The sequence below is a fragment of the Streptomyces sp. NBC_01428 genome (assembly GCF_036231965.1).
Lineage (GTDB): Bacteria > Actinomycetota > Actinomycetes > Streptomycetales > Streptomycetaceae > Streptomyces.
In genome coordinates this window covers 5003617-5029134 of the sequence record NZ_CP109499.1, presented here as the reverse complement: position 1 = coordinate 5029134, position 25518 = coordinate 5003617, and the positions used below count along the sequence as shown (strand labels likewise).

The window sequence follows — 25518 nt, the reverse complement described above, 5'->3', positions numbered from 1 at the left end:
GGGCGCGAGCACACGGGCGTGTGCGGTTGTCCACAGGGCTGTGGGGGGCCGCCGGAGGTTGTCCACAGGCCGGAACGGCCCTCGTCGGAGCCGCCTACTCTCGTACGCATGGCAACCCGCGCAACGTCCCCTCACCTCGCTCGGCTTCGTTCGAGCGCGGCGACCCCTGTCGTGGGCACGGTGACGCGCGGGACGACGAACCCCAACCGACTGCGGCGCATGGACCGCTGGATCGCCGCGACGCACGGCGCCGAGCTCCGCAGGTCCCCGGACCCCGTCGCGGTCGACCTGGGCTACGGAGCGGCTCCGTGGACCGCGGTCGAGCTGCTGACCCGACTGCGCACCGCCGCCCCCCGCACCCGGGTGTTCGGCGTCGAGATCGAGCCGGCCCGCGTCGCCGCCGCCCTGCCGTACGAGCGCGAGGGCCTCACCTTCCGGCACGGCGGCTTCGAGGTCCCGGTGCCGGGCCGTCCGTCCCTGATCCGCGCGGCGAACGTGCTCCGCCAGTACGACGAGGAGCAGGTCGCCGAGGTCTGGCGGCGGCTGTGCGCGCGGCTCGCGCCGGCCGCAGAGGGTTCGCGGGGCGGACTGCTCGTCGAGGGCACCTGTGACGAGATCGGCCGCCGGCACGTCTGGGTCGCCCTCGGCCCGGAGGGCCCGCGCACGGTCACGTTCGCCACCCGGCTCGGCTCGCTCGACCGTCCGTCCGACCTGGCCGAGCGGCTGCCCAAGGCCCTCATCCACCGCAATGTCCCGGGCGAGCCCGTGCACGCCTTCCTGCGCGACTTCGACCGCGCCTGGGCGGCCGCCGCACCGTACGCGTCGTACGGCGCCCGGCAGCGCTGGATACGCGCGGTCCGCGACCTGTCGGCCGACTGGCCGCTCGCGGACGGGATCGCGCGCCGGCGCCAGGGCGAAGTGACGGTCCGCTGGGAGGCGTTGGCGCCGCGGTTCTGACGCACGGCGGAACCACTCCGTCCGCGAGCGGGCGGGAACGATCTCGATGAGTCGCACGTCACACAGGCCGGGGGACGAGACCGTCATGCCGGGCGGGGCTGGTGGGAAGGGAGTTCTTGCCCGGCTCTGTCGCATTGCGCGCCGACATGGCACGATCCCCGAGGCGTCCGGAAGTTACTGACGGTAAATCAGGTAGGGGGCGGAGCAATGGGATCCGGCAAGCGGAGCCTGACCACGGCGACACTGTTCCTGGCCTGCGCGTGTGCCTGCGCGGTCCTGGCGACACCAGGAGTGGCGTACGCGAGCCCGGCACCGAAACCGACGACCACCGGCACCCCGGCCGCCCCACCGACTCCGACGGCGACACCGAAGCCGGTGAGCACCAAGGAACTCGAGGCGGTCCGCCTGAAGCTCGACGAGCTCTACCACGACGCCGCCGTCGCCACCGACGCGTACAACGCGGCGGAGGAGAAGACCGAGAAGCAGTCGGCCGAGATCGTCGACCTGGCCCGGGAGATCGTCAAGGGCCAGGCGAAGCTGGACGAGTTGAAGGACCGCGCGGGCGCCGCGGCCCGCGCGCAGTACCGCGGCGGCAGCCTGCCGCCCGAGGCCCGGCTGTGGCTGAGCGACAACCCGCAGGGCTTCCTCGACGGCGCGGGCCGCGTGCGGGCGGGCGAGCACGCGACCAAGGGCCTGCTGGACGAGATGGCGCGCACCCAGCAGGACCTGAAGCAGTACGAGAAGGACGCCTCGGCGCAGTGGAAGAAGCTGGAGGCCAACCGCGAGGCCAGGGCCGAGGCCAAGAAGAAGATCACCAAGCGGATCGCCGCCGCCGAGCAGCTGGAGTCCCAGCTGGAGAAGAAGGAGAAGGAGCGGCTGGCGAAGCTGGAGGAACAGGCCGCGTACCAGGCGCAGTCGGTCTGGCTCGGCTCCGGCGTCCTCGCGGACATCAAGAGCAAGGCGTCCGCGGAGGGCAGGAAGGCCGTGAAGTACGCGACGGACCAGATCGGCAAGCCGTATGTGTGGGGCGCCGAGGGGCCGGGCTCGTTCGACTGCTCGGGCCTCACCTCGCAGGCCTGGGCCAGCGCCGGCCACCCCATCCCGCGCACCTCGCAGGAGCAGTGGAAGCAGCTCAAGCACGTCGCGGTCCAGGACATGCGCCCCGGCGACCTCGTCATCTACTTCGACGACGCCAGCCACGTCGGGATGTACATCGGCGACGGCGCCATCGTGCACGCCCCCCGGCCCGGCCGGAACGTGACGATCACGGGGGCCGGTTCGATGCAGATCCTGGGCGTCGTACGACCGGACGCGTAGGGCGGCGCCGCGGCCTCGGGCGCCCGGCGGGGCGGTCCTCGCCTGACGCGGCGGGGAACGGCGTGGGCGACGCGGCTGGACGCGCCTTGCACGACGCGGCCTCGGGGCTTCGGCGGCTGGGCGGCTGGGCGGCTGGGCGGCTGGGCGGCTGGGCGGCTGGGCGGCTGGGCGGCTGGGCGGCTGGGCGGCTGGGCGGCTGGGCGCAGTGTGCGTGACGCAGGGCACGTGAGCTGCCGCACCCGAGGTCCGTACGCGGGGTCCGTACGCGAGGTGCGCACCTGGTGTCGGCCGACGCGCGGTCGCCGTGCACACGGCCCGTCACGCCCGCCCGTCAGCGCGCCCATCGCCAGTGACCCACCGCACGTGACCCACCGCACCGTTGCGCCCGATCCCTGTCCCCGAGGACGTGACCTTCGTCATTCCTGGCGGGAGAGCGTCCTGTCCAAATGCGGTACGGGATGCGGCATATGACGGTGGCCCTTTGCCCTGCGCCGTGCCGTACGCCATTCCGTTGCGGCACCGACGGGCGCTATGGTCCCCGTCGGTGGGTCGAGGTCCTTCGCCCCACCACGCCCTCGGGGGGAGGGAAGGAACCCAGACGATGCCCGTACCCGTACCGCGGCAGAGAGCGATCCCGGCCGTGGAAAGTGGTCAGGCTCAAGCCGTGTTCTCACCCGGCGGCCCATCCGGAGACACAACCGGCGGCCTCGCCGGGACAGCACCGGCGCCCCGTGCCGCCACGACCCCGGTCGACAGCACCACCAACCTGACCCTCCTGGTCATCGAGGACGACCCGGCGGGTGCCCTCGGCGTGCCCGAAATGCTCGACGCGGCCGGCCGGCCGATCCGGATCCGCACCGCCCGCAACCTCACCGAGGCCGAGCGGCTGCTCACGCATGACGTCCACTGCATCCTGCTCGACCTGGCGCTGCCCGCCCCGGGACGCGCCACGGACGTCGCGGACGAGCTGGCGACCCTCAAGCACGTCCTGGAGCTCGCGCCCCGGCACGCCGTCCTCGCGCTCACCGCGTCCGGCGACACCGAGACCGGCGCGGAGGCCGTCCGGGTCGGCGCGCAGGACTACCTCTTCCGTGACGAGCTGGACAGCCGGCTGCTGAGCCGCGCGATCCGGTACGCGGTGGAGCGGAAACGTTCCGACAAAGCGGAGCGACGGCTCACCGAGTCGCGGCTGCGCGCCCAGGAGAACGCCCGGCTGGAGCGCGGCCTGCTGCCGACTCCGCTGCTGGAGGGCTCCTCGCTGCGGTTCGCCGCCCGCTACCGCCCGGGCCGTTCCCGCGCCCTGCTCGGCGGCGACTTCTACGACACGGTGCGCACGGCCGACGGCACGGTGCACGCCATGATCGGCGACGTCTGCGGGCACGGGCCCGACGAGGCGGCGCTCGGCGTGGAACTGCGCATCGCCTGGCGCGCGCTGACCTTCGCGGGGCTGTGCGGTGACGAACTGCTCTCGACGCTCCAGCAGGTCCTGGAGCACGAGCGGGAGAGCGACGAGATCTTCGCGACGCTGTGCACGGTGGACATCGCGCCGGACGGCCGCCGTGCCGGGCTCTGCCTGGCCGGTCACCCGTCGCCGCTGATCGCCCGCCCGGGCCGGCCCGCGGAGCTGCTGCCGTACGAGAACAACGGCCCCGCGCTCGGCCTGCTGCCCAACGCCCGCTGGCCGCGCATGCAGGTGGAACTGGGTGCCGCGTGGAGCCTGATGCTCTACACCGACGGTCTGATCGAGGGCCACACCGGCGTCGGCAACGAACGCCTGGGCCAGGACGGCATGGTGGACATGGTCCGCCGCCAGCTCGCCCAGGGCCTGGAGGGCGAGGAGCTGCTGCGCGCCGCGGTGAGCGAGGTTCGCGAACTCAACGGCGGGGAGCTGGCGGACGACGTGGCCGTCCTGCTGCTCGACCGGAAGCCGTAGCCCCAGCCGCAGCGAAAGCCGTAGCCGCAGCCGGAACGCGCCGCGCGGCGACACGGGGAATACAGCCACACTGCCCCCTGCCCTGCCGCCGGTGTCCGGCGGCAGGGCAGGGGGCAGTGGCATCGGCAGTGAGAAGTGAGCAGTGCGCTCTAGCGTCCGCCGTTGTAGGGGCCGTACGGGCCGTCGCTGCTGCTTCCGCCGCGGCGGCCGCGGCCTCCTCCGGAGACCTGGCGCAGCGCGGGACGGACGTCGACGAAGAAGACGATCGTGGCGATCAGGCCCGCGATCTGCAGGAACAGCATGGGAACCAGAAGGTTCACGGCGACCGTGACGCCGAGGATGATCAGCCAGAACATCTTGTTCTGCTTCTCCGCGGCGCGGTAGGCGTCGTCGCGGGCGACCGCGGCCATCACCAGCGCCACCACGGCGAGCACCAGCATGGCTGTGAAGATCAGCCACATGAGGCCGCCGAATGCCGTCATCAGCACAATGCCCACCGCCCGGGTCTAGTCGTCGTGTGGCAAACCGTACCCGGAGAACGGGCCGGTAAGTCCGAGAGTGCCCGGCCCGTCCGAGGACGTGCCGGGCACGGACACCACTCGCCTACTTGGCGGGCGGGGTGGTCTTCTTGGCGGCCGGCTTGCGGGCCGCGGGGGCCTTCTTCGCCGGAGCCTTCTTGGCGGGCGTGGCGTCGGCCACGACCACCGGCTTGGGCTCGGTCTTGATCTCGCCCGGCTCGGCGTTCGGCTCCACCGCGATCGCGAAGTCCTCGATCTCCTCGGCGGCCTCACCGCGCCAGGTGCGCACGGTCAGCTCGCCGTGCTCGGCGACCTTCTCGTACGTCTCCCGGGCCTTGACGGCGTACTCGGCGGCGACGCCGACTCCGCGCAGGGCGAAGTCCTGGGCGGACTCACCGAGCTTCTTCAGGTCGGTGTCGAGGGAGTTGATGAACTCCGTCACCTTCGTCTGCAGGTTCTCCTGCGCCTCCTTGGCGCGGGCGGAGGCCTTCTCCTGCACGGTGTTCGGGTCGATGTTCTTCACCGTGTCGATGCGCGCCGGCGCCTCGGTGCGGATCTGCTCCACCAGGCCGGGGACCTTCTTCGCCTGCTGCACGGCGAGGTCGGCGGTGCCGGCCAGGAAGTAGAGCGGGGTGGGGTCGGTGGCGGCCTTGCGGATGTCGTCGGTGATGGCCATGACGGTGGTCCTCCCGTGAATCGCTGTCAGCTGAGGGTTTTGGTGGTCCGCACGCAGGTGGTCAACTGGCGTTCTGCTGCGGACCGGCATCGTTGCCGTCGGCCGTGCGGGGGCCGCGGACGGCGGTGTCCGGTGCAGGCTGGGCGCCCGGTATGTCCTGAGCCGCGGGCACGCCGGTGCCGGGGTCCTCGTCGGTCCCGGGCACCTCGGTGACGTGAGCGGTCTCGTCCGCCGGCGTGATCTCGAATCCGTTCTCCTTGCGGAAGGACTCGTAGATCTGGAGCAGCACCTGCTTCTGCCGCTCGTTCAGCGTGGGATCGGCGAGGAGGACGGCACGCGTCTCCACCTCGTCCCGGTCCCGTTCGGCGTCGAGGATCCCGGCCCGCACGTACAGCGTCTCGGCGGAGATCCGCAGGGCCTTCGCGACCTGCTGGAGCACCTCCGCGCTCGGCTTGCGCAGCCCGCGCTCGATCTGGCTCAGATACGGATTGGACACCCCGGCGGCGTCGGCGAGCTGCCGCAGGGACAACTGCGCGGTGCGCCGCTGTTCCCGCAGATACTCACCAAGATTGCCGACGTTGAGCGATGCCATGGCTCCACCATGCCGCATCTCCGCTAACTTTTGCAAGCAGCCGCTTGCAAAAGTGTGTCCCGGCGCCACACGCCGACGCGTACCCCGAAGGCCGGACGGGTGCTCCGCAAGCCGGACGGGTGCTCCGCCGGCTCGACGAGTGCTCCGCACGTCGTCGTCGAAACACTCAGTCGTCGAAGCGTCGGCGGGCCGTCTCGATGTCGGCTAGGTAGCGGTGGGTCCAGTCGCACATCGCGTCGACCGTCGCCCGCAGCGCGCGGCCCGATTCCGTGAGGGTGTACTCGACCCGGGGCGGCACGGTGGGGTGCACGCGGCGGTCGACCAGGCCGTTGCGCTCCAGCATGCGCAGGTTCTGGGTGAGCATCTTGTGGCTGACGCCCTCCACCTCGTCGCGCAGAACGGTGAACCGGAGCGTCCGCTCGCCCAGGGCCTCGATGATCAGCAACGCCCACTTGTTGGCGACGTCCGAGAAGATCTCCCGGGCCAGCGAATCCGCCCGCCTGAGATCCGCGTCGTCCTCGGACAGGCCGTTGACCTGCTTGGTCACCATGAGGTTCCCCTGTCACCGAAAAGTGCGTTCTTCCACGTCAGCGGCCACTCTCCTATGGTTCCCGAGTAACCACAAGAGACCACGGAGAAGGCAGGAACGCACCATGGCCGTCACCCTGATGAACCCCGCCGGGCTGCCCGAGATCGACGTCTACCGGCAGGTGTCGGTGGCGACCGGATCGAGGCTCGTCTTCGTCGCCGGGCAGGTCGCCTGGGACGCCGAGGGCGTCACCGTCGGCGCGGGCGACCTCGCCGCGCAGGTCGAGCAGTGCTACGTCAACATCGCCACCGCGCTGGCCGCGGCGGGCGGCGGTTTCGACGACGTGGTGAAACTGACCGTCCACGTCGTCGACTGGACCCCCGACAAGATGCCGCTGCTCCTGGAGGGCATCGCCCGGGCCTGCGCGAGGCTGGGAGCCGCTCCCGTGCCGCCGGCCAGCCTGTTCGGCGTGGCGGCCCTGGACGTCCCCGACCACCTGGTCGAGATCGAGGCCACGGCCGTTCTCGACTGAGGGGAAGGACCCGGCTGCGCGGACTCGGGTAAATGAGGGGCCTGCGGTGAATGAGAGGCCTGAGGGGACTGAGCGGCCACCGGACGGTCACGGCGGCGCCCCGCTCACCCCCGCAGTTCCCGCGGTGGCCACTCCCCCGCTCGCCCCGCCTCCGCGGCGAGGGCCCAGGCGTCCGCCACCGGGCCCATGTGGGTGAGCTTGTCGGGGTTCATGACCGAGCGGATCGTCACGATGCGTCCGTCGAGGGTTTCGAGCGACCAGATGCCGACGACCCTGCCGTCCCGGTCGCGCAGGACCGCGCCCGGCAGGCCGTTCACCTCGTGCTGCCGCAGCGTGACCCCGACCCGGTCGAACCCCGGGGCGAACGCGGCGAGCAGCCGGGCCACGTTGTCGGCGCCGCTGACGCCGCCCATCAGCTGTGGCGCCTTGCCGCCTCCGTCGCCGACCAACCGCGCGTCCCCGGCGAGCAGTTCGCGCAGCCCGTCGACGTCGCCCTCCCGGAACGCGTCGAAGAAACGCCCGGCGAGTTCCTCACGTGCTCTGCGGTCGACCTCGAAGCGGGGCCGGCCCGCGTCCATGTGGCGACGCGCCCGTACCGCGAGCTGCCGGCAGGCCGCGTCCGAGCGCCCCACGGCGGTGGCGATGTCCCCGAAACCGAACCCGAAGACCTCGCGCAGCACGAACACGGCGCGCTCCAGGGGGCTCAGCCGCTCCAGCAGGAGCAGCGCCGCCATCGACAGCGAGTCGGCGAGTTCCGCCGACCGCTCCGGATCCTCGTACGGGTCTTCCAGGAGCGGCTCCGGGAACCAGGGGCCGACGTACTCCTCGCGCTTGACCCGGGCCGAGCGCAGGACGTCGATCGAGATCCGGGTGACCACGGCGGCGAGGTAGGCCCGGGCCGACCGGGGCCGCGTCGTGGAGGCCGCCCAGCGCAGCCAGGTCTCCTGGACCGCGTCCTCGGCCTCGGTCACGCTGCCGAGGACGCGGTAGGCGATCGCGAAGAGCAGGGGCCGCAGTTCCTCGAACTCCTCGGTCTGCGTCACGCGCGTCACGTCAGCGCTTCCTCGAACCCGGTCCGCCACGAGGGATGGCCGGGCTGCCAGCCGAGTTCGCGTTTGGCCTTGGCGTTGGAGAAGCCGCGGCCCTCGGTCATCATCACCACGGCCTGGTCCCCCGCGAGCACGCGCGCCAGCCACACCGGGATCCGCATCGGCCGTTTCGCCCCGGCGCACGCGGCCAGGTGCGGCAACCACGCGGAGGCCGGGGCCGGTTCGTCGTCGACGACGTTGAACACACCCGTCACCCGCTGCTCCACGGCGAGGACGGTGGCGCTCGCCGCGTCGTCGAGGTGCACCCACGAACTGTGTCCGGTCCCCCGTCCGACCAGCGGGAACTGCCGCCTGCGCACCAGCTCGACCTGGTCGTCGGTGGCGCCGGGGCCGTAGAACGCGCCGTAGCGCAGGACCGCGCCGCCGGCCTTGAGGACGACGTCCTCGACGTGCCGCATCGCGAGCATGCCGCCGTGGGCCGCCGTCCCCTCCATGAGGTCCAGCGGGTCCTCCTCCGTCTTCACCCAGCCGCCCTCGCGGATGCCGTTCCAGCTCGCGTAGCCCTGGGCGACGACGTGGGAGACACCGGCCGCCTCGGCCGCGGCCAGCAGATGGTCCGTCCCCTCGGTGCGCAGTCGGTTGGTGGTGGCGAACCACCGGTCCGGATGCTTGATGTCGGGCTTGCCCGCGTGGGCCAGGGAGATCGCGGTCATCTGGTGGACGATCGTGTCGGGCCGGGCGCCCGCCACGGCCTCCCCCACGGACACCGCGTCCAGCCCGTCCATCACGACGCCGTCCGCGCCGAGCCGCTGCAGCAGACCCAGTTTGGCCGCGCTCGTCGTCGTAGCCGTCACCTGGTGACCGCGCGCCACGAGCTGCGGCACCAGCCGCTGCCCCAGAACCCCGGTCCCGCCCGCCACGAACACCCGCATGACCATCACCTTCCTGATTTCCACGACCGGCTCTCGTCACTGGGACGAAACAGCCCCCGGCATCTGTGACATGCCGGGGGCGGAGCCGGGGCGGCGCGGGGATATCCGTGGGAGGTCGTGCAATGTGCAGCGCGCGATGTGCACCGTGCAATGTGCGGCGCTCCGCACACCGGTACCGCGGTCCGCGTGAGGCCACCGACGGTGGGCGCGGGGTGTGCCGTACGAGCTGGACCGTACGGGTTCGTCAGCGGCCGGCGGCCCACTCCTCGCGCAGGAGGCCGAACTCGACGCTGTCGTACCAGGCGTCCCCCACCCGGACGCTCGACCGGCGGCGCCCCTCCTCGACGAAGCCGACCCGGCGGAAGGCGCGCATGGCGCGTTCGTTGCCGCTCCAGGTGTCCAGCTCGACGCGGTGCAGGCGGCAGGCCCCGAAGAGGTGGCCGACCAGGAGGCTCAGCGCCTCGGTGCCGTAGCCGCCGCCCCAGCGGTCGCGCTCCCCGATCGTGATGCCCACCGTCGCCCGCCCGGCGAACGGGTCCAGGTCGCGGTAGTCCGCCATGCCGATCGCCCGGCCGTCCGCCAGGTCCTCCACGGTGAACGTCAGCTCGCTGCTCGGGTTGTCGCGCAGCCGCGCCTCGTGGAAGGTGGCCATGGCCTCCCGGCTGACGGGTCCGAAGTAGGGGTTGTCGCCGGTGGCCCAGTGCACGACCTCCGGGTCGTTGCGCCACCGGAAGTGAGCGTCGAGGTCCTCGGCGCTCAGCGCCCGCAGTCGTACAAGTCTGCCGTCGATCATGCGGCGATCCTAAAGAGCTGTGCTGCGCTGTCCAGCGGGTTTCCCGGCCCGGGCGGCGGTCCCCCGCCGACGCCGGCGGACCGCGGTGCCCCCGCAGGCCCGCATCGTCAGCCCACCTGCTCGGCCAGGAAGTCCTCCCAGGTCCGCCGGCCGGTGTCGGCGCCGGCGAGCGAGAGGTTGTCGCCCGCGCGGTAGGCGCGTCCCGCGCTGCCCGGGATGCGGACCGGCAGCAGCGGGCGGCGGCGCCTGCCCCGGGCCAGGGCGTAGCCGTCGGCGAGTTCGGCGAGCGCGTAGACCCTCGGTCCCGCGAGGTCGGGGACCAGGCCGGACGGGCTGCCGAGGGTGAGCTCGGTGATGCGGGCCGCCACGTCGCGGGCGTCCACCGGCTGGAGCCGCAGCCCGCCCGGCGCCGGGAACACCGGCAGTCTGGCCATCCCGGCGACCATCTTCAGGGTCAGTTCGTTGAACTGTGCCGCCCGCAGCGTCGTCCACGGCAGCCCCGACGCGGCGACGGCGCGCTCGGCCTCCTGCTTGGTCCGCAGCCAGGCGAGCGGAACACGGTCGGCGCCGATGACGGAGATGTACACGAAGTGCCGTACGTCCGCGGCCTGCGCGGCGCGCAGCAGATGGCGGGTCGAGACGTCGTCGCCCTTGGGGCCGCCCGCAAGGTGCAGGACGGTGCCGACACCGTCCACCGCGGCCTCGATCTCCTCGTCCCCCGCCTTGAGGAGGTCGACGGCCACATGCGCGACGCCGTCCTCCGTCTCGCGGGCGTGCCGGCTCAGCACGCGCACCGGGTGCCCGGCCTCGCGCAGCAGCGGGACGACCAGGCTCCCGAGGGTGCCGGTGCCGCCGGTGACGAGGATCGCCGAAGGGGTGGTGGGGGGCTTGTCGGAGTCGAGGGCGGCGGGGGTGGGCACATCGGTCGGGTTCGCCGGGTCGGTCGTCATGGCTGCTCCCAGGGTGTGGGGGCCGGGGTCCGAAAACCCGGGCCCCGTCGGCGGGTTCCGGTGTTCTACTGCCCTGACACCCGGGACGAAGGGAATGTGACACGGTGAGCGAGATCGTGTGGTCGGCCGAGCTTTTCGAGGAGCAGCGGCCGCGTCTGCGGGCCGTCGCCCACCGGATGCTGGGCTCCTTGAGCGAGGCGGACGACGCCGTCCAGGAAGCCTGGCTGCGGGCCTCCCGCGCCGACACCGACGCCGTCGACAACCTCGCCGGCTGGCTGACGACGATCGTGGCGCGGGTGTGTCTCAACATGCTGCGCGCGCGGGAGCGGCGTCACGAGGAGCCCTTCGACGTACGGGTCGCGGACCGGCCCGTCACCCCCGGGAGCGGTGCCGACCCCGAGGAGGAGGCGGTGCTGGCCGACTCGGTCGGCGTGGCGCTGCTGGTCGTCCTCGACACCCTCACCCCGCCGGAACGGCTCGCGTTCGTGCTGCACGACCTGTTCGCCGTGCCGTTCGACGGGATCGCCCCGCTGCTCGACCGTTCACCGGCCGCCGTGCGCCAGCTCGCGAGCCGGGCACGCCGCCGGGTGAAGGGCGCCTCGCCGCTGCCGGAGGCCGAGTTGGCCCGGCGGTGCCGTGTCGTCGAGGCGTTCCTGGCCGCCACGCGCGGCGGAGACTTCGAGGCGCTGGTCGCCCTGCTGCATCCCGATGTCGTCCTGCACGCCGACCGCTCCGTCGTCCCGACGCCCGAACCGGTCCTCGTCAGCGGGGCGGCCACGGTCGCGAAGGGCGCGATGGCCGCCACCGGCCGGGCGCGCTTCACCGGCCCGGCGCTCCTCGACGGCACGGTCGGACTCGTCATGGCGCCCTTCGGCCGGCTCGGTCTGGTCCTCGGCTTCGCCTTCGCGGAGGACGGTCTCATCGCCGAGATCAGGGTCGTCGCGGAACCGGACGACCTGCACCGCATCGAGATCGCCGCGCTCGACGCCTGAATTCCCCGTACGTACACCGCGTCACCCCTCTCCCCTTTTCCGGCGGAACGAACAGTCACCGCCGGAAAAGGGGACCGGAAACAGGTATTGCCTTTTCGCGTGCGGAGGCAATACGGTTGCGTCCATGACTGCCGGGTCGGCCTTGCGCCGTGAGCGAGTTGGGTGCCCGGCCTCCGAGTGAGGCCGGCGCGGGCCAGAGGCCCGCCTCCCGCATTTCCCCTTTCCCAGTGGCTTCCGCCGCGCCCCCGCGTGAGACACGCGCCGCGGCGAGCCGCTGATCTCGTACGACGCCGTGCCCCACAGGGCTGCCCGCCTCCGTAGGCGGTGCCGCACCTGCGCGGAAGCGTGTACGCGTGCCGCCTGGGCCCCTTGCGCGAAGGCGTGGTCCCGCAGGCGGGCTCTTCTCACCGTCATCACCGCGGACGGCCGGAACACATTCCGTGCGCGGTAATTCACCCTGCCCGAAAACAAAAGAAAGCCGAGAATGCCCAACCCATTCAACCAACAGGTCATCGATGAATTCCGGGCCCGGGACGGACGCGTCGGCGGTCCTTTCGAGGGGGCGCGGCTGATTCTGCTGACGACCCTCGGGGCACGGACCGGGACCCCGCACACGACCCCCCTCGGCTACTACCCCGACGGCGGCGAGCGGCTGCTCGTCATCGGGTCGGCCGGGGGCGCGCCGCGCGACCCGGACTGGTTCCGCAACCTCCTCGCGAACCCGCGGGTGACCGTCGAGGACGGGGTCTTCACCTACGAGGCCGAGGCCACCGTGCTCGGACGCGACGAGCGGGACCGGGTCTTCGCCCGTGCGGTGCAGGCCGATCCGGGGTGGGCGGACTACCAGGCGAAGACGGACCGGGTCATCCCCGTCGTCGCCCTGCGCGCGCTCCCCAAGGGCGGGCCGCCCGACCTCGGCGGCCGCTCCCTTGGCTCGTACCTGAAGGCCGTCCACGACGCCTTCCGGCGTGAACTCGCCCTGATCCGGCGGGAGGTGGCGGACCAGGGCACGGCGACCCTGGGGGCCCAGCTCCGCGTCAACTGCCTGACCCTCTGCCAGGGCCTGCACAACCACCACACCGGCGAGGATCTCGGCGTCTTCCCCCTCCTCGAAAGCCGCGAACCGGGGACCGCGCCCCTCCTGGAGCGGCTGCGCCGTGAGCACGCGCGGATCGCTGAGCTGCTGGGGGAGCTGCGCGGCGCCGTCGCTCCCGGGGAGACGGACCCGGCACGCGTACGCTCCGAGGTGGACCGCCTCACCGGCGAACTCGAAGCCCATCTGACCTATGAGGAAGAGCAGTTGATCCCACTCCTGGACGGCGCCGGAGCGCCCTCGTGATCGCGCTCGTCACCGGGGCGAACCGCGGAATCGGCCGCGAGGTCGCCCGCCGGCTGGCCGCCGAGGGCCACACGGTGTACCTGACGGCCCGGTCCGCCAAGGGCGCCGCCGACACGGCCGCGGCGATCGGCGGGCGGGACGTCCGGCCGCTCCGCCTCGACGTCACCTCCGACGACGACGTCACGACGGCGGCCCGCGACATCGGCGCCCTCGACGTGCTGATCAACAACGCGGCGATCACGTACGACACCTGGCAGCGCGCGGTGAGCGCCGACCTGGATGTCGTGCGCGAGGCGGCGGAGACCAATCTGTACGGGCCCTGGCGGCTGACCCGGGCGCTGCTCCCGCAGCTGCGCGCGAGCGCCCATCCGCGCGTGGTGAACGTCTCCAGCGAGGCGGCGTCCCTCACCAGCATGGGCGGCGGGACCCCCGCCTACTCGGCGTCGAAGGTGGCGCTGAATGCCCTGACGAGGATGTTCGCGGCCGAACTGCGTTCCGACGGGATCCTGGTGAACGCGGTCTGCCCGGGGTGGGTCGCCACCGACATGGGCGGTGCGGGCGGCCGCCCCGTCGAGGAGGGTGCGGCGAGCGTCCTCTGGGCGGCCACCCTCCCCGACGACGGCCCCACCGGCGGTTTCTTCCGCGACGGACGGCCGCTGCCCTGGTGAGGCGGCCGGGGCACACCGGCGGACACCACCGGGACCGGCTTCATCCACTTCATCGGTGCCTTCGGTGCCTTCGATGTCTTCGGCGTCTTCGGTTTCTGCGGCGTCTTCCGTGTCTTCCGTGTCACCAGGGCAGCGGGCGGGCGTGCACCACGTCGAGCCGCGAGACCGCCCGGGTCAGCACGACGTAGAGCCGGTGCAGTCCGCGTTCCTCCGCCTCGGCGATCGCGGCCGGTTCGACGGCCACGACGTGGTCGTACTCCAGTCCCTTGGTGAGGCTCGCGGGCACCACCGCGATCCGGGCGCCGGGTTCGTCGGGACCGGCCGCATCGATCCCCGCCGCCCCGAGCGCCTCGCGGACACCCGCGATGTCCGGGTCGGCGGCGATCACACCGATGGAGCCCTCGTGCGCGAGCGCGCCGCGTACCGCCTCGACGGCCCCGGCCGGCGGGTCGCCCACCGGCAGGATCCTCAACTCCCCGTCCCGGCGCAGGGATCGGCCGGGCGGCACGCCCACGCCGAGCTGTTCCAGCACCTGGTTGGCGAGCCGGACGACGGCCTCGGGGACCCGGAAACCGACCGTCAGCGGCACGACGACGGCGTCCGGTTTCCCGAGGTGGCCGAGCAGTTCACCCCACTCGCGCGCCGCCCAGGGAGTCGTGCCCTGCGCGAGGTCCCCGAGTACGGTCAGCGATCCGAAGGAGGCCCGCCGGGCGATCGCCCGGCACTCCATCGGTGACAGGTCCTGCGCCTCGTCGACGACCAAGTGGCCGTAGCCCTGAGGGTGTTCGACGAGCCCGGCGATCTCGTCGAGGAGGACGAGATCGGCGGCGGACCAGCGCGCGGACTTCCACGAGCGCGGCGGCTTCGCCCACAGCAGCGCCTTCCGCTCCTCGGCGTCGAGCACGCCGTCGGCGGCCCGCTCCAGCGCGTCAGCGTCGGTGAGCAGCCGGGCGAGGAGTTCCTCGGGGCGCACCCGGGGCCACACCGCGTCGACGTACGCGCTGACGGGCCGGGCACGCGCGATCCGCTGCGCCCAGGCGCTCGACTGCGGACCGGCGCGCAGTTCTGCCTGGGCCCGCACATGGTGCACGACCCGGGTCCGCACCCGCTCCCGCCCGACGGCGTACGGCGGCTCCTCCGCGCGGACGCCGTCCACGATGCGCCGCAGCACCCCGACCGGGACCCGCCAGCGGTATGTGCCGTCCGGCACGGCGAGGGAGTCGGCCGGTACGCCGACGTGGCCGTACAGCGCGCGGCGCAGCACCTCGGCCATCCGGGCGTCGTGCTTGACGACCGCGGTGCGCGGCGCGTCCTCGCCGGTGACGGGGCGGTCCGCGATCTCCTCCCCGATCGTCGACTGCCGCACACCGGTCTCGCCGAGGGCGGGCAGCACCTCCGCGATGTACGACAGGAACGTCCGGTTCGGGCCGAGGATCAGCAGTCCGCCGCGCCGGATGCGCTGGGGGTGCGTGTAGAGGAGGTACGCGGCCCGGTGCAGGCCGACGGCCGTCTTGCCGGTGCCCGGGGCGCCCTGCACGCAGACGGAGGACGCGAGATCACCCCGGACCAGCTCGTCCTGTTCGGGTTGGATGGTGGCGGCGATGTCCCGCATGGGGCCGACGCGGGGGCGCTCGATCTCCCCGGCGAGGATGCGGCTGACTCCGGGCACGCCCGCGTCGGCGCCGTCTCCTCGGTCACCCGGCCGGCCCGCTCCGATCGGCTCGTCCTCCAGGCCGGTGAGGTCGGCGGAGTCGCCGCGGCTGCCCGGGGCCCAGCCGAAGCGGCGCCGGACGGCCACGCCCTGCGGGTCGCGGGTGCCCGCCTGGTAGAAGGCCCGCGAGACGGGGGCGCGCCAGTCGACGACGAGGGGCGGGGTGGCGGGCCGTTCGCTGATCCGCAGCCGCCCGATGTGGTAGCTCTGCCCGGCGTGGTCGCCGGCCGCGGCGGGCGCGTCATCGAAGTCCAGCCGGCCGAAGAACAGCGGGCCCTGGGGGAGTTCCCGCAACGCCTTCGCCTGGCTGCGCAGTACGTACCCGAGCACCTCGGCGTCGGCGCCCGAGGCGGAGACGTCCTCACCGGTGACGACCTGTTCCTCGGCTCCGTCGACCATCGCGGCGAGGGCGGCGCGGCAGGTGTCGTGGAAGGCGCGCTCACGGTCGAGGGAGCGGGCGAGCGGAACGTCGGGGGCTTGCCCGGGGACGGAGTCGGGTGGCGTCATTCCATCCAGCGTAGCCGAATAACGTGACCGAGTAACATTTTTTACCGAGGCAGGCCCGGTGGGGTGTGCCGCTCCCGTCAGGCGAGTTCCGGAAGGGCCGCCGCCAGCCGTCGGAAACTCCGCTCGGCGGCGGTCACGGCGTCCGGGCGGACCGCGTCCACCGGCTCGCCGTCGGCGATCCGCCGCCAGTTCTCCAGGGCGAGGATCCGGCGTACGGCGGTGATCTGCCCGGCGGCGAGCCGCGCTTCGAGCCCGTCACCGAGGGGCTCGGCGAGCACCGCGGCGAGCGAGGCCTCGGACCGCTCCAGGTATCCGCCGAGACGGGCCACCAGTGCGGGTGTCCCGTAGAGCAGCCGGTGGAAGGCGAGCACGGCGGGGTGCGCGCTGAGTCCGGTGACGGGGTCCTCGCGCCGCAGTCCGTCGAGGAAGTGCGCGCGCAGGGCGTCGATCGCGGACCGCCCGTCCGCGCGGCCCTCCTCGACCACGCGCGCCGCCTCCGTCTCGTGGTCGGCGAAGCGGTGCAGGACGAGGTCCTCCTTGGTGGGGAAGTACCGGAACAGCGTCGGCTTGGAGATCTCGGCGGCTGCCGCGACCTCGGCGACGGACACGGCGTCGAACCCCTTCTCCAGGAAGAGGCCGATCGCGGTCTCGGAGACCTCCTGGTACATGCGCTGCTTCTTGCGTTCACGCAGTCCGGTGTCGCTCATGGCCTCGAGCGTACGCATTGCCGGAGGCCGCACGCGCCCCGCGATCCGGGCGCTTGACCTCAACCGGGCTTGAGGTCGAACACTGATCGCGAGGGGCCACCCCCTCGCCGACATCCGCGATCACGCCGAGGAGCGACTGATGCGAGCTGTACAGGTGAAGGAGTTCGGGGGTCCCGAGGTGCTCGTCACGGTGGAGGCCGCCGATCCGGTGCCGGGGCCCGGTGAGGTCCTGATCGAGGTGGCGTACTCCGACACGATCTTCGTGGAGACCCAGATCCGGGCGGGCTGGGGCGGCGAGTTCTTCGACGTGACGCCTCCGTACGTCCCGGGCGGCGGGGTCTCGGGGGTGGTCGGCGCCCTCGGGCCCGAGGTCCCGGAGGAGTGGCTCGGCCGCCGGGTGACGGCGCTCGTGGAAGGGAGCTACGCCGAACGGGCCGTCGCGCCGGTCACGGCCCTGACCGTCGTGCCGGACGCGCTGGGTCTTCCGTCCGCCGCAGCCCTCGTCCACGACGGCGTCACCGCGGCCGGCCTGCTGGAACTGACCGGCCTCGGCGCCACGGACCGCGTCCTGATCCTCGGCGCCTCCGGAGGCATGGGCACCCTGCTCGTCCAACTGGCGCACGCCCGCGGGGCACGGGTGGTCGGGGCGGCCCGGGGAGCCGAGAAGCTCGCCCTGGTAAGGGAGTTGGGCGCGGACGCGGTCGTCGACGTGACGCTCCCGGGCTGGACGGACACCGCGCGCACTGCTCTCGGCGGAGGCGCTGGGGGCCGGCCGGAGGCAGCCGATCTGGTCCTCGACGGGGTGGGCGGTGAACTCGGCCTGGCCGCCTTCGCGTTGACGGCGGACGGTGGCCGCTTCTCCGCGCACGGGGCACCGACCGGCGGCTTCTCCCCCGTCGACCCGGCCGAGGCCCGCCGCCGCGCCGTCACCCTCTTCGGCATCACCGACGTCCAGTTCACCCCCGCCGACCTGCACCGCCACACCACGACGGCACTGACGGAAGCGGCGGCGGGCCGCCTGCGCCCGGTGATCGGCGAGGTGTTCCCCCTGGACCGAGCAGCCGAGGCCCACGCGGCGGTGGAGGGGCGGGGTGTGGTGGGGAAGGTTGTACTGGGGGTGTGAGGAGGCGGCATCGGCGTACCGCCAGTCCGGGCCAGTGCCCTGGCACCACGCCGGGTCAGACCTTCCGGCACCACGCTTCGAGGGCGGTCGTGATGGCGTCCACGTCCGGCGTCTTCTCGATCTCCAGCGGTCCCTCCGCGGCGATCAGCACTCTCCCGATCCTGCGACCCGCCCGGTCGAGGGCTTCCCCGTCGGGCACGGGTCCCGGCGCCGGGGCCAGTGTCAGGGCCGTCCGGATGACGTCGGTGAACACGGACTGGGCGCGCTTGTAAGCGAGCAGTTTCGGCAGATCGTCGGCGTACCCGGCCGAGCTGCCGGGGGTGACGCCGTCGACGGCCTCGCGCCACCGCGCGATCACCCCGGTCTCCTGGTCCGCCGGGTAGCGCATCAGGTAGAGGTGCGTGGCCAGGTCGTACAGGGGGTCGCCGAACATCGACAGCTCCCAGTCGATCGTCCAGAGCCGGCCGTCGGCGTCGACCACGAAGTTCTCGCGGTGGAGATCGGCGTGCAGCAGGCAGAAGGGCCGCTCGGTCAGGCCCGCCACCTGTTTGCGGAGCTTCTTGAAGGAGTCGTCGTCCAGCCCGAGGTCGTGGAAGAGACCGGCGAAGCGGGGCAGGTTCCGCCGGTACACCCGCTCCTCCGTGAACAGGACCAGCCGTTCCAGGAAGCCCGAGCTGTCCGCCTCGGTGGCACGGTCCTCGGGGAGGCAGGTCCGCTCGGCGGACAGGGAGCCGGGCCGGACGGCCGCCAACTGGCTGAACAGGGCGATGAGTTGTTGGACGAGCGATTCGGGAACCTCCGTACCGGACCCGTGCAACTCGCCCAGTGTGTGGCCTTCGACGAACCGCTGGAGGCGGGCGGTCCCCGCGTCGATCAGCTCGGGGATGCCCTCGATCCGCCCTTCCAGGGACCGGAGCAGCTGCTCCTCGGAGGCGAAGCACCGCCGGTCGAACCAGAGCAGATCGGGGTGCGGCTCCCGGCATTTCCAGCGGACCTGCCCGTCCTCCTCGTCCCCGCCCGGCAGGGGAAAGACGTACGTCTCGTGGTGGTAGCCGTGGAGCGGCCCCTCGACCGCGTCCGCGTCACCGCTCACCGCGACGGCTCGCAGCAGCGCCGGGGAAGCCGATTGGGCTGGCATGGACCGTTCTCTCACGTGAGACCGCAACCAATGAGGAAAGAGGGGAGCACGGTACTCCCCCATGAGTGCGCATGGTGCCAGAAGGTTTCTTCCGACCGCCTCGCTCCCTTCCTCGAACGTATGGCCTCCCTTTCGCCCGGGAGCGGGCACTGATCAGGCAGGACCGCCGACGCGGGCACCGGCCGCGTCCCCCGACGATTCACACGGTCGGGTCGGCCGCACCGGCCACCGGGACGCCGTTCCGGCGGGCGCGGTCCCGGACGAGTACCCGGTGCCGCGCACGTATCCCACCCGTCGTTCAGATCAGAGTTGTCCGCGCAGAATCCGCAGCACGGTCTCCAGCGAGGACACCACGTCCTCGGCTCCCGCGTCCCGCAGCAGCTTCTCGGTGCGTTCGTTGCGCGCGTAGCCGAGGAAGGGGACTCCGGCGCGCTGGGCGGCCTGAAGGTCGGAGGGGGCGTCGCCGATCATGAGCGCCGTGGAGGGTGCGGCGCCCAGGGCGTTCAGGGCCCGGTTGAGGCAGTGCGGGTCCGGCTTGAGGTGGTGCAGGTCCTGGGTGCGGCCGTAGATGTTGGGGGTGAAGCACTCGGTCAGGCCGCGGTCCGCCAGGTAGTGCGAGGCGGTCTGCGGGGAGTTGTTCGTGGTGATCGCGAGGCGGGCGCCCACCGCGCTCCAGGTGCGGATCACCGGGTCGGCGTAGGCGGTCGGCCAGGCGGAGACCACCGCCTTCAGCTCCTGCTGGGTGAACCGCGCCTCCAGCTCGGCCACCAGATCGCTGTGCGGACGCCGCCGGTTGACCGCGTGCAGGACCACCATCGGATCGGGGTGCACCCGCTCCTCCGCGGTCAACAGCCCGCGCATGCCCTGCCGTTCGAGCCACTCGACCAGATCCTGGGCCACCCGCTCCGCCGAATGGCCCGCGAACAGCCGGCAGACGGGCCCGTCGAAGTCGAAGAGCACGAAGCGGGCGCGGCTGATCGCGTCCCTGAGTTTCGCCGTCCGTGTCGCCGTCGCTTCGGCCTGCGCCGTTTCAGAAGTCACTAGGAGAGTTTCAGGTCCGTGGTGATGGTTTCCCAGAGGGCGTCGAACCACTTCTGCGATTCCTCCACGAACGCCGCGTCCCGCCGGCCGGCCTGCTTCTCGAACGAGAAGAGGAGGGACCTGGCGCCGATGGTGTCGTACATCTCCAGGACCTCGCTCTCCACGGTCTCCTCACGCCTGGCGATCATGTAGTACGCGATCAGCGCCTCGGACTCGTTGAGCAGGTACAGCTTCACCGGCGGGGTGAAGGGCAGCGCGCGGAAGGTCACGCGGACGTCGATGCCGTGCGAGGAGCGCAGGGACTGGAGGTTGTGCCGCAGCACCTGCCCCTGGGCGTTGCGCTGGCCCAGCCACCGCTTGTGGACGGCGTCGTCGTCGTCCTCGCCCTGTCCGGGGACCGGCACCGGGAACGCCAGCGTGATGTCCCGGGAGGGCAGCAGGATCCGGACGTCGATCGACTGGGGGCGGAACCTGCCGTCGTGGATCTGCCGGACGGGCTCGCTGATCGCCATCATCAGGGTCTCCGCCGTCAGGCAGGCCGCGTCGATACGCACGTGCGGCACGGAGAACGCCTCGGTGAGCCGGGGGGCGAGCCCCACCATCGTCGGCTGCGGCCCGTCCCGGGTGGGAGCGACGTCGGCGATGCGCGGGGGGCTGCCCTTGCTGACGTTGCTGAGGAGGCCGTCCGTCTGGAGCAGGCCGAGGGCCTGGCGGACGGTGCCGCGTTCCACGCCGAACTCGTCGGCCAGTTCGGCCTGGGTGGGCAGGCGGTCACCCGCCTTGAGCTCACCGGTCCGTATGCGCTCCCGGAGGGTGTCGGCGATCTGCTGCGGCGAGAGCCTTCTGCTGTCGTTCACGGCCACGTTCTCCTGAGTCACGACCAGACGCTACAACTGCCGTCCATCTACGGGCAGTTGTTTGAAAGTTGTTTATGACTAGTAGCCAAGTGGGGACAACTTAACCATAGTTGGCAACCAACCTGGCCAAGTTGGCGGAAGTTTTGCCTCCCCATCGTGGCCGGTCCCCCTGCCGGCCCTCCTTCCACCGCAGGAGGAACCACATGCCCGTCATCGCCCTCCTCTCCGCCGTCTTCGTCGTCGGCTTCGAGCAGCTCGTCCAGTGGCAGTACGGTCCGTCCGGCATCGTCGGACTGCTGCTGCTCGCCATCGGGATCAAGGCCAAGAGCCCCACGTGCAGCTCCATCGGGGCGGTCGTGCTCGCCCTGATGGTCTCGGGGCCGGCTCTGTGAGCTGCGCGGTACCGCATCCGGGAGGCCTCAGCCCGAGAGCACCAACTCGGAACTGATGGTCTCCCACAGCGCGTTGAACCACAGGTGGGACTGCTCCACGAACGTCGTGTCCCGCAGCCCCGCACCCTGGGCGAAGGGGAAGAGCGTGGAGCGGGTGCCCTGGACGTCGTACAGCTGCAGCTGCTCATGGTCGATCTCCTCCTCCCGCCGGGCGAGCGTGTAGTACGCGAAGAGTGCCTCGGTGCCGTTGAGCAGGTAGAGCTTCACGGGCGGGGTGAAGGGCAGCGCCCGGAAGGTGACGCTGACGTCGACACCGTGCGAGGAACGCAGGGCCAGCAGATTGTGCCGCAGCACCTGCCCCTGCGCGTTGCGGTTGGCGAGCCAGTTGCGCTGCAGCCGGCTGTCGGTGCGGGCGTCGACGGGCGCCGGGAAGGCCAGGTCGATGTCACTGCTCGGAAGCAGCACCCGGACGTCCACCCTGGCCGGTTTCATGCGTCCGGCGTGAATCTGACGCAGCGGCTCCCCCATCGCCAGGGTCAGGGAGATCGAGGTGAGACACAGCGCGTCGATCTCCACGTGCGGGGCGGAGAACGCGGCCGTCACGCGCGCGCCGAGCGCCACCGTGGTCGGCTGCGGCACGGCTTCCGGGCCGGTCAGAACCCTCTCGGGAGGTTCCGCGACGGTCGCCGGGCTCCCCTTGGACACGTCGACGAGCAGGTGCTCCGACTGCAGGATGCGCAGCGCTTGGCGCACCGCGCCGCGCTCGACGCCGAACTCGTCGGCCAGCCTCGCCTGGGTGGGCATGCGCTCGCCGGCCCGCAGCTGACCGGACCTGATCCGGCTGCGCAGCTCGTCGGCCACCTCGCGGTGTGACCTGGGTGGCCGTGGTGACCTCTTCCGCCCGTTGACGGCGGCATGTTCCGGCTCCACGACCAAACACTACAACTTCCCGCCATCTTTGGGCAGTTGCCGGATAGGTGGTTATGAGTCGTCCCAACATGGAGATAACTAGCAGTGAGTTGGTCACCAACTTGCACAACATGGTCAAGCTTCCAGAGGGTTGGCCGCCTGAGCATCGCCTGCGGATCGGGTGACGAGGCGGACGGTCCTCAACGGGGTTCGCCTCCCCGTCCCGAAGGAGGGACCGTCATGCCGCTCATCGCCCTCGCCGTCGCCGCCCTCGCCATCGGATTCGAGCAGCTCATCCAGTGGAAATACGGGCCGATGGGCATCATCGCGTTCGTCGCGCTGTCCGTCGGCCTCAAGGCCAGGAACACCATGATCAGCGGCATCGGGGCGGTGATCCTCGTGATGCTGCTCGCCCAGTCCGGCTGACCGGACGCGCGTCGTCCGCCAGCCCGGCCGACCGGTCTCTCCTCCGGAGGGGAGCCGGGAGCCCGGTCGGTCCGCACCACCGCACCACCGCACCACCGGAAAAACAACCACAACTGAATCGCTACGGATCAAGAGACAGACATCAGCGACCAGTGATCAGAGATCACGGGAAGCGACAGCCCGGCACCCGCGTGGAAGGAGAACCGACGGACCGACAGCGGTAGTTCAGAAGATGTCCGGGCACCACGGTCGCCTGGACGTCCGCAGCAGGGCGTCGGCGACGGAGGCGGCGCCCTCTTGCCGTTCCCGGACCCGGCCGAGTGCCACGAGCCGCTCCGCGGAGTCGTCGCCGAGCCAGAGAGTGGCCAGGTCGGCGACGGGCACGGCGAGTTGCGCGTCCTCGGTGGTCGGAGCGCAGGTCGCGGTCCCGTCCGCGGCGACGTGCAGCCGGTAGCGGCCACCCGCCGGCCCGCTCTCGTCCGTCACCTCCAGAACGAGCGTCCCGGCGGCTCCGTACGTCCGTGCCTCCAGGGCCCGTACGACGTCCAGGATGCGCACCCACAGCCAGTCCGACTGCGTGGTGATACGCGCGGCTCGCGGGTCCGGCAGGAAGTGGGGCACCAGGTCGTCCGGGGCGCGCCTGCCCGTCTTGACCCGGGTGATCCAGTCGATCGAGCAGAGGTACCGCCACAGGGCGCGTTCCGCCGCCGGCGTCACCGCGAGCAGCCAGTTCACCGTCGCGGTGTTCTGCGGCTGGTTGGAGTCGTCCCAGTGGTCGTCGGACTCGTAGGAGACCAGGCCCTCGATCTCGCCGGACGCCGAGCGGTACGCCGCGTAGAAGGGTTCCTTCCAGGGGTCGGCGCCGAGCCGCAGGACACCGGTGTTGATCTGCCACCAGCGGTCGTCGCGGTTGATGGCGCCGGGCCGGTCGCGGCGGAAGCGGTCGTGCAGTCCGGGTCCGTCGCGGCGCACGTCGTCGGCGTCCACGAGGTCGACGCGGCCGCCGTCGTCAGGGCCCGCCCAGCGGGGGTCGAGGCCCGTGCGCGCGACGTCGATGGTCCACTCGGCGGTGGTCGTGACGGGGCCGAAGCCGTAGCGGCCGTAGATCGGGTACTCGGCGGCGATGAGCGTCGCGACGACGTCGCCGCGTTCCCTGGCCGCGGCCAGGTCGGCCTCCATCATGCGGGTGAGGAGGCCGCGGCGGCGGTGCGTGGGCGAGACCGTGACGCTGGAGATCGCGTCCGCGGGGACGGTCGCGCCGCCCACCACGGTCAGCTCCTGGGGGAACGAGCGGAACGTCGCCACACAGCGGTCCCCGTCGTACGCGCCCAGGGTGCGCGGCAGGACCAGTCCCGCGCCTCGCGCCTCGGTCTCCTCCTTGGACACCGCCGGCGGGCGCAGGAACCCCGTGTTCAGCGCGCGCAGCCAGTCCGGGATGTCGGGGGGTGCGAGGGGGCGGACCGTGAGGGGGGTGGGGGCGGGGGTGTCGTGCGGGGTCATGGGCCCACGCTAGGTGTCCGTCGGCGGGGTGTCGCGGGGATTTCCGTCGCCCCGGGTCCGCCGGCCCCGGGCCCCGGTCGCCGGACCAGTGCGGCCCGGTGGGGGCTTGTCGCGCAGTTCCCCGCGCCCCTGGACACCACCCCGCGTTCCCGGGGCTTCGCCCCCGACCCTGCTCCCGGTCGCCGGATCGGCGCGCGCCGGTGGGGGCCGATCGCGCAGTTCCCCGCGCCCCTGAGCATCACCCGGCGCTACCGGGGCTTCGCCCCCCACCCTGCTCCCGGTCCTCTGACCGGCGCGCGCCCGGTGGGGGCCGATCGCGCAGTTCCCCGCGCCCCTGGACACCACCCGGCGCTACCGGGGCTTCGCCCCCACCCCGTTCACTGTCCCCCGACGGGCCCTCCGGGCCTCAGAACGTGGCCCTGATTTCGCCCACCTCTCTGCCTCCGCCCAACAAAGGGGTCCTGCCTATCTGCTGGAGGATCGGGGATTGCACGTTCAGGAGGGTCAGGGCTCGGGCGAGGACCGGGCCCAGGGCTCGGGTGGCGCCGTCGTCGATCTTGAAGGCGAGGGCGCGGCCGTCCGGGAGGGCGACCGCCTGGACCGCTTCGGCGCCCATCTTGGACAGCGCGCCCGGGATCTCCCGCATCAGCCAGGTGTCGGGCCGCCGGGTGCCCGCGACGTACTCGGGATGGGCCCGCATGGCGTCGGCGACGCGGCGCTCCGCGGAACCGGGGGCGGCGAGGACGAAGTGGCGGAAGGCGCGGGCCAGGCCGGTGAGACCGATGGCCATCAGAGGCGCCCCGCAGCCGTCCGTACCGACCGCCGCGACCGGCTCCCCCGCAGCCTCCTCCACCACCGTGTGGATCAGCTGCTGGAGCGGGTGCCCGGGGTCGAGGTACGACTCGGTGGGCCAGCCGCGCAGGACGCAGACCGCGAGCATCGCCGTGTGCTTGCCCGAGCAGTTCATGGTGACCCGGTCGCGTACGGCACCGGAGGCGAGGTAGGTCTCCGCCTCGACGGCGTCGAGCGGCAGGTCGGGCGGGCACTGGAGCTGGTCGCCGGTCAGCCCGTGCTCGACGAGCATCTTCCGCACCAGGTCGCGGTGGAAGATCTCCCCGGAGTGGCTGGCGGCGGCGAGGGCGAGGCGTTCCCCGGACAGGTCGAGGCCGGCACGCAGGACGCCCGCCGCCTGCATGGGCTTGTTCGAGGAGCGTGGGAAGACGGGCGCCGTCACGTCACCGAGCGCCAGCTCGACCGACCCGTCGGCGGCCAGCAGGACCAGGCTGCCGCGATGGTGTCCCTCGACGAAGCCGGAACGTACGACCTCGGCGAGGACCGGCGGAGGAGCGGCGGGGATCCCGGCCCGGGCGGCGGACAGGGCGGACATGCCGTCGGGGGCGGAGGAATCCGCGGATATGCCGTCCGGGGTG

The 25518-nt window shown here is 72.2% G+C and carries 26 protein-coding genes; 10 read left to right on the top strand and 16 right to left on the bottom strand.

Translation table 11 applies throughout. From position 1 onward, the window contains the following. The first annotated feature begins 108 nt into the window (after nucleotides 1-108). The 3 genes from OG406_RS21870 to OG406_RS21860 all read left to right on the top strand — a co-directional run bounded on the left by OG406_RS21870 (nucleotide 109) and on the right by OG406_RS21860 (nucleotide 4207). A complete protein-coding gene (locus OG406_RS21870) occupies nucleotides 109-957 on the top strand; it encodes a class I SAM-dependent methyltransferase (protein WP_388700889.1) in 849 nt (282 codons plus the stop codon). Nucleotides 958-1164: 207 nt separating this feature from the next. Further along, nucleotides 1165-2274: a C40 family peptidase gene (locus tag OG406_RS21865; protein WP_266614779.1), complete on the top strand. Its 1110-nt coding sequence runs from the start codon at nucleotides 1165-1167 to the stop codon at nucleotides 2272-2274. Between the two features lie 601 nt (nucleotides 2275-2875). Next, nucleotides 2876-4207, top strand: coding sequence for a PP2C family protein-serine/threonine phosphatase (locus OG406_RS21860; RefSeq protein WP_266847833.1), 1332 nt, complete (start codon nucleotides 2876-2878; stop codon nucleotides 4205-4207). Between the two features lie 149 nt (nucleotides 4208-4356). Here the strand turns inward: OG406_RS21860 and OG406_RS21855 are convergent, their stop codons facing one another. The 4 genes from OG406_RS21855 to OG406_RS21840 form a co-directional block, all read right to left on the bottom strand. Further along, nucleotides 4357-4695, bottom strand: coding sequence for a DUF2516 family protein (locus OG406_RS21855; protein ID WP_081218065.1), 339 nt, complete (start codon nucleotides 4693-4695; stop codon nucleotides 4357-4359). Between the two features lie 115 nt (nucleotides 4696-4810). Further along, nucleotides 4811-5401 (bottom strand): hypothetical protein, encoded by a 591-nt coding sequence (locus tag OG406_RS21850; RefSeq protein ID WP_164374213.1) that lies wholly within the window; start codon nucleotides 5399-5401, stop codon nucleotides 4811-4813. A 61-nt stretch (nucleotides 5402-5462) separates the two neighbouring features. After that, entirely contained in the window at nucleotides 5463-5993 is a 531-nt protein-coding gene (locus OG406_RS21845) for a helix-turn-helix domain-containing protein (protein ID WP_164374212.1), read from the bottom strand. A gap of 166 nt (nucleotides 5994-6159) precedes the next feature. Then, nucleotides 6160-6543 carry a winged helix-turn-helix transcriptional regulator gene (locus OG406_RS21840; protein ID WP_164374211.1) on the bottom strand — a complete coding sequence of 128 codons (384 nt, stop codon included), beginning with the start codon at nucleotides 6541-6543 and terminating at the stop codon, nucleotides 6160-6162. A gap of 103 nt (nucleotides 6544-6646) precedes the next feature. Here OG406_RS21840 and OG406_RS21835 point away from each other — a divergent pair, with 103 nt between their 5' ends. Then, nucleotides 6647-7054, top strand: a complete 408-nt coding sequence (locus OG406_RS21835; RefSeq protein WP_329187306.1) for a RidA family protein — start codon at nucleotides 6647-6649, stop codon at nucleotides 7052-7054. A 104-nt stretch (nucleotides 7055-7158) separates the two neighbouring features. On the opposite strand, the gene OG406_RS21830 is transcribed toward OG406_RS21835, so the two are convergent. From OG406_RS21830 to OG406_RS21815, 4 genes are all read right to left on the bottom strand, one after another. Next, nucleotides 7159-8097, bottom strand: coding sequence for an RNA polymerase sigma-70 factor (locus OG406_RS21830; RefSeq protein WP_267051658.1), 939 nt, complete (start codon nucleotides 8095-8097; stop codon nucleotides 7159-7161). A gap of 5 nt (nucleotides 8098-8102) precedes the next feature. Continuing rightward, the gene (locus tag OG406_RS21825; protein WP_203661176.1) at nucleotides 8103-9041 is read right to left on the bottom strand and encodes an NAD-dependent epimerase/dehydratase family protein; all 939 of its coding nucleotides are present in this window, start codon (nucleotides 9039-9041) and stop codon (nucleotides 8103-8105) included. Between the two features lie 238 nt (nucleotides 9042-9279). Further along, complete coding sequence (locus tag OG406_RS21820) at nucleotides 9280-9828, bottom strand: GNAT family N-acetyltransferase (protein ID WP_329187303.1); 549 nt, start codon at nucleotides 9826-9828, stop codon at nucleotides 9280-9282. 107 nt (nucleotides 9829-9935) lie between these two features. After that, on the bottom strand, nucleotides 9936-10778 hold the full coding sequence (locus OG406_RS21815; protein WP_329187302.1) for an SDR family oxidoreductase: 843 nt from the start codon (nucleotides 10776-10778) through the stop codon (nucleotides 9936-9938). 104 nt (nucleotides 10779-10882) lie between these two features. On the opposite strand from OG406_RS21815, the gene OG406_RS21810 reads away from it, so the two are divergent. The 3 genes from OG406_RS21810 (at nucleotide 10883) to OG406_RS21800 (ending at nucleotide 13777) form a co-directional block, all read left to right on the top strand. Then, nucleotides 10883-11770 carry a sigma-70 family RNA polymerase sigma factor gene (locus tag OG406_RS21810; protein ID WP_266847830.1) on the top strand — a complete coding sequence of 296 codons (888 nt, stop codon included), beginning with the start codon at nucleotides 10883-10885 and terminating at the stop codon, nucleotides 11768-11770. Nucleotides 11771-12254: 484 nt separating this feature from the next. Continuing rightward, entirely contained in the window at nucleotides 12255-13109 is an 855-nt protein-coding gene (locus OG406_RS21805) for a nitroreductase/quinone reductase family protein (RefSeq protein WP_329187300.1), read from the top strand. Beyond that, nucleotides 13106-13777 carry an SDR family NAD(P)-dependent oxidoreductase gene (locus OG406_RS21800; protein ID WP_329187299.1) on the top strand — a complete coding sequence of 224 codons (672 nt, stop codon included), beginning with the start codon at nucleotides 13106-13108 and terminating at the stop codon, nucleotides 13775-13777. Before OG406_RS21805 ends, OG406_RS21800 begins: the two co-directional genes overlap by 4 nt. 121 nt (nucleotides 13778-13898) lie before the next feature. On the opposite strand, the gene OG406_RS21795 is transcribed toward OG406_RS21800, so the two are convergent. Beyond that, entirely contained in the window at nucleotides 13899-15995 is a 2097-nt protein-coding gene (locus OG406_RS21795; RefSeq protein ID WP_329187297.1) for a HelD family protein, read from the bottom strand. Nucleotides 15996-16072: 77 nt separating this feature from the next. After that, entirely contained in the window at nucleotides 16073-16702 is a 630-nt protein-coding gene (locus OG406_RS21790) for a TetR/AcrR family transcriptional regulator (protein WP_329187295.1), read from the bottom strand. 139 nt (nucleotides 16703-16841) lie between these two features. Here OG406_RS21790 and OG406_RS21785 point away from each other — a divergent pair, with 139 nt between their 5' ends. Continuing rightward, nucleotides 16842-17825: a zinc-binding dehydrogenase gene (locus OG406_RS21785; protein WP_329187293.1), complete on the top strand. Its 984-nt coding sequence runs from the start codon at nucleotides 16842-16844 to the stop codon at nucleotides 17823-17825. 55 nt (nucleotides 17826-17880) lie between these two features. On the opposite strand, the gene OG406_RS21780 is transcribed toward OG406_RS21785, so the two are convergent. The 3 genes from OG406_RS21780 to OG406_RS21770 form a co-directional block, all read right to left on the bottom strand. Beyond that, nucleotides 17881-18963 (bottom strand): phosphotransferase family protein, encoded by a 1083-nt coding sequence (locus OG406_RS21780; protein ID WP_329187292.1) that lies wholly within the window; start codon nucleotides 18961-18963, stop codon nucleotides 17881-17883. 303 nt (nucleotides 18964-19266) lie between these two features. Beyond that, a complete protein-coding gene (locus OG406_RS21775; RefSeq protein WP_329187291.1) occupies nucleotides 19267-20004 on the bottom strand; it encodes an HAD family hydrolase in 738 nt (245 codons plus the stop codon). Next, the gene (locus OG406_RS21770; protein ID WP_267051659.1) at nucleotides 20004-20888 is read right to left on the bottom strand and encodes a winged helix-turn-helix domain-containing protein; all 885 of its coding nucleotides are present in this window, start codon (nucleotides 20886-20888) and stop codon (nucleotides 20004-20006) included. The genes OG406_RS21775 and OG406_RS21770 overlap by 1 nt, the downstream gene beginning before the upstream one ends. A gap of 176 nt (nucleotides 20889-21064) precedes the next feature. Here OG406_RS21770 and OG406_RS21765 point away from each other — a divergent pair, with 176 nt between their 5' ends. Further along, entirely contained in the window at nucleotides 21065-21253 is a 189-nt protein-coding gene (locus OG406_RS21765; RefSeq protein WP_081218093.1) for a hypothetical protein, read from the top strand. A gap of 27 nt (nucleotides 21254-21280) precedes the next feature. On the opposite strand, the gene OG406_RS21760 is transcribed toward OG406_RS21765, so the two are convergent. Beyond that, on the bottom strand, nucleotides 21281-22189 hold the full coding sequence (locus OG406_RS21760) for a FadR/GntR family transcriptional regulator (RefSeq protein ID WP_266614807.1): 909 nt from the start codon (nucleotides 22187-22189) through the stop codon (nucleotides 21281-21283). 213 nt (nucleotides 22190-22402) lie between these two features. Between OG406_RS21760 and OG406_RS21755 the strand changes: the two genes are divergently transcribed. Continuing rightward, entirely contained in the window at nucleotides 22403-22588 is a 186-nt protein-coding gene (locus OG406_RS21755) for a hypothetical protein (protein WP_164374197.1), read from the top strand. Nucleotides 22589-22813: 225 nt separating this feature from the next. Here the strand turns inward: OG406_RS21755 and OG406_RS21750 are convergent, their stop codons facing one another. Beyond that, nucleotides 22814-24088 (bottom strand): GNAT family N-acetyltransferase, encoded by a 1275-nt coding sequence (locus OG406_RS21750; protein ID WP_327409476.1) that lies wholly within the window; start codon nucleotides 24086-24088, stop codon nucleotides 22814-22816. A 406-nt stretch (nucleotides 24089-24494) separates the two neighbouring features. After that, nucleotides 24495-25475: an asparaginase gene (locus OG406_RS21745; RefSeq protein WP_267051660.1), complete on the bottom strand. Its 981-nt coding sequence runs from the start codon at nucleotides 25473-25475 to the stop codon at nucleotides 24495-24497. Nucleotides 25476-25518 lie beyond the last annotated feature (43 nt).

Bases quoted from the DNA above. Each gene is read 5' to 3' on its own strand.
- OG406_RS21805 (WP_329187300.1), top strand. From the start codon at position 12,255: ATGCCCAACCCATTCAACCAACAGGTCATCGATGAATTCCGGGCCCGG.
- OG406_RS21865 (WP_266614779.1), top strand. From the start codon at position 1,165: ATGGGATCCGGCAAGCGGAGCCTGACCACGGCGACACTGTTCCTGGCC.
- OG406_RS21870 (WP_388700889.1), top strand. From the start codon at position 109: ATGGCAACCCGCGCAACGTCCCCTCACCTCGCTCGGCTTCGTTCGAGC.
- OG406_RS21815 (WP_329187302.1), bottom strand. From the start codon at position 10,778: ATGACGACCGACCCGGCGAACCCGACCGATGTGCCCACCCCCGCCGCC.
- OG406_RS21750 (WP_327409476.1), bottom strand. From the start codon at position 24,088: ATGACCCCGCACGACACCCCCGCCCCCACCCCCCTCACGGTCCGCCCC.
- OG406_RS21745 (WP_267051660.1), bottom strand. From the start codon at position 25,475: ATGTCCGCCCTGTCCGCCGCCCGGGCCGGGATCCCCGCCGCTCCTCCG.
- OG406_RS21860 (WP_266847833.1), top strand. From the start codon at position 2,876: ATGCCCGTACCCGTACCGCGGCAGAGAGCGATCCCGGCCGTGGAAAGT.
- OG406_RS21845 (WP_164374212.1), bottom strand. From the start codon at position 5,993: ATGGCATCGCTCAACGTCGGCAATCTTGGTGAGTATCTGCGGGAACAG.
- OG406_RS21780 (WP_329187292.1), bottom strand. From the start codon at position 18,963: ATGCCAGCCCAATCGGCTTCCCCGGCGCTGCTGCGAGCCGTCGCGGTG.
- OG406_RS21840 (WP_164374211.1), bottom strand. From the start codon at position 6,543: ATGGTGACCAAGCAGGTCAACGGCCTGTCCGAGGACGACGCGGATCTC.
- OG406_RS21785 (WP_329187293.1), top strand. From the start codon at position 16,842: ATGCGAGCTGTACAGGTGAAGGAGTTCGGGGGTCCCGAGGTGCTCGTC.
- OG406_RS21765 (WP_081218093.1), top strand. From the start codon at position 21,065: ATGCCCGTCATCGCCCTCCTCTCCGCCGTCTTCGTCGTCGGCTTCGAG.
- OG406_RS21820 (WP_329187303.1), bottom strand. From the start codon at position 9,828: ATGATCGACGGCAGACTTGTACGACTGCGGGCGCTGAGCGCCGAGGAC.
- OG406_RS21825 (WP_203661176.1), bottom strand. From the start codon at position 9,041: ATGGTCATGCGGGTGTTCGTGGCGGGCGGGACCGGGGTTCTGGGGCAG.
- OG406_RS21835 (WP_329187306.1), top strand. From the start codon at position 6,647: ATGGCCGTCACCCTGATGAACCCCGCCGGGCTGCCCGAGATCGACGTC.
- OG406_RS21850 (WP_164374213.1), bottom strand. From the start codon at position 5,401: ATGGCCATCACCGACGACATCCGCAAGGCCGCCACCGACCCCACCCCG.
- OG406_RS21795 (WP_329187297.1), bottom strand. From the start codon at position 15,995: ATGACGCCACCCGACTCCGTCCCCGGGCAAGCCCCCGACGTTCCGCTC.
- OG406_RS21790 (WP_329187295.1), bottom strand. From the start codon at position 16,702: ATGAGCGACACCGGACTGCGTGAACGCAAGAAGCAGCGCATGTACCAG.
- OG406_RS21755 (WP_164374197.1), top strand. From the start codon at position 22,403: ATGCCGCTCATCGCCCTCGCCGTCGCCGCCCTCGCCATCGGATTCGAG.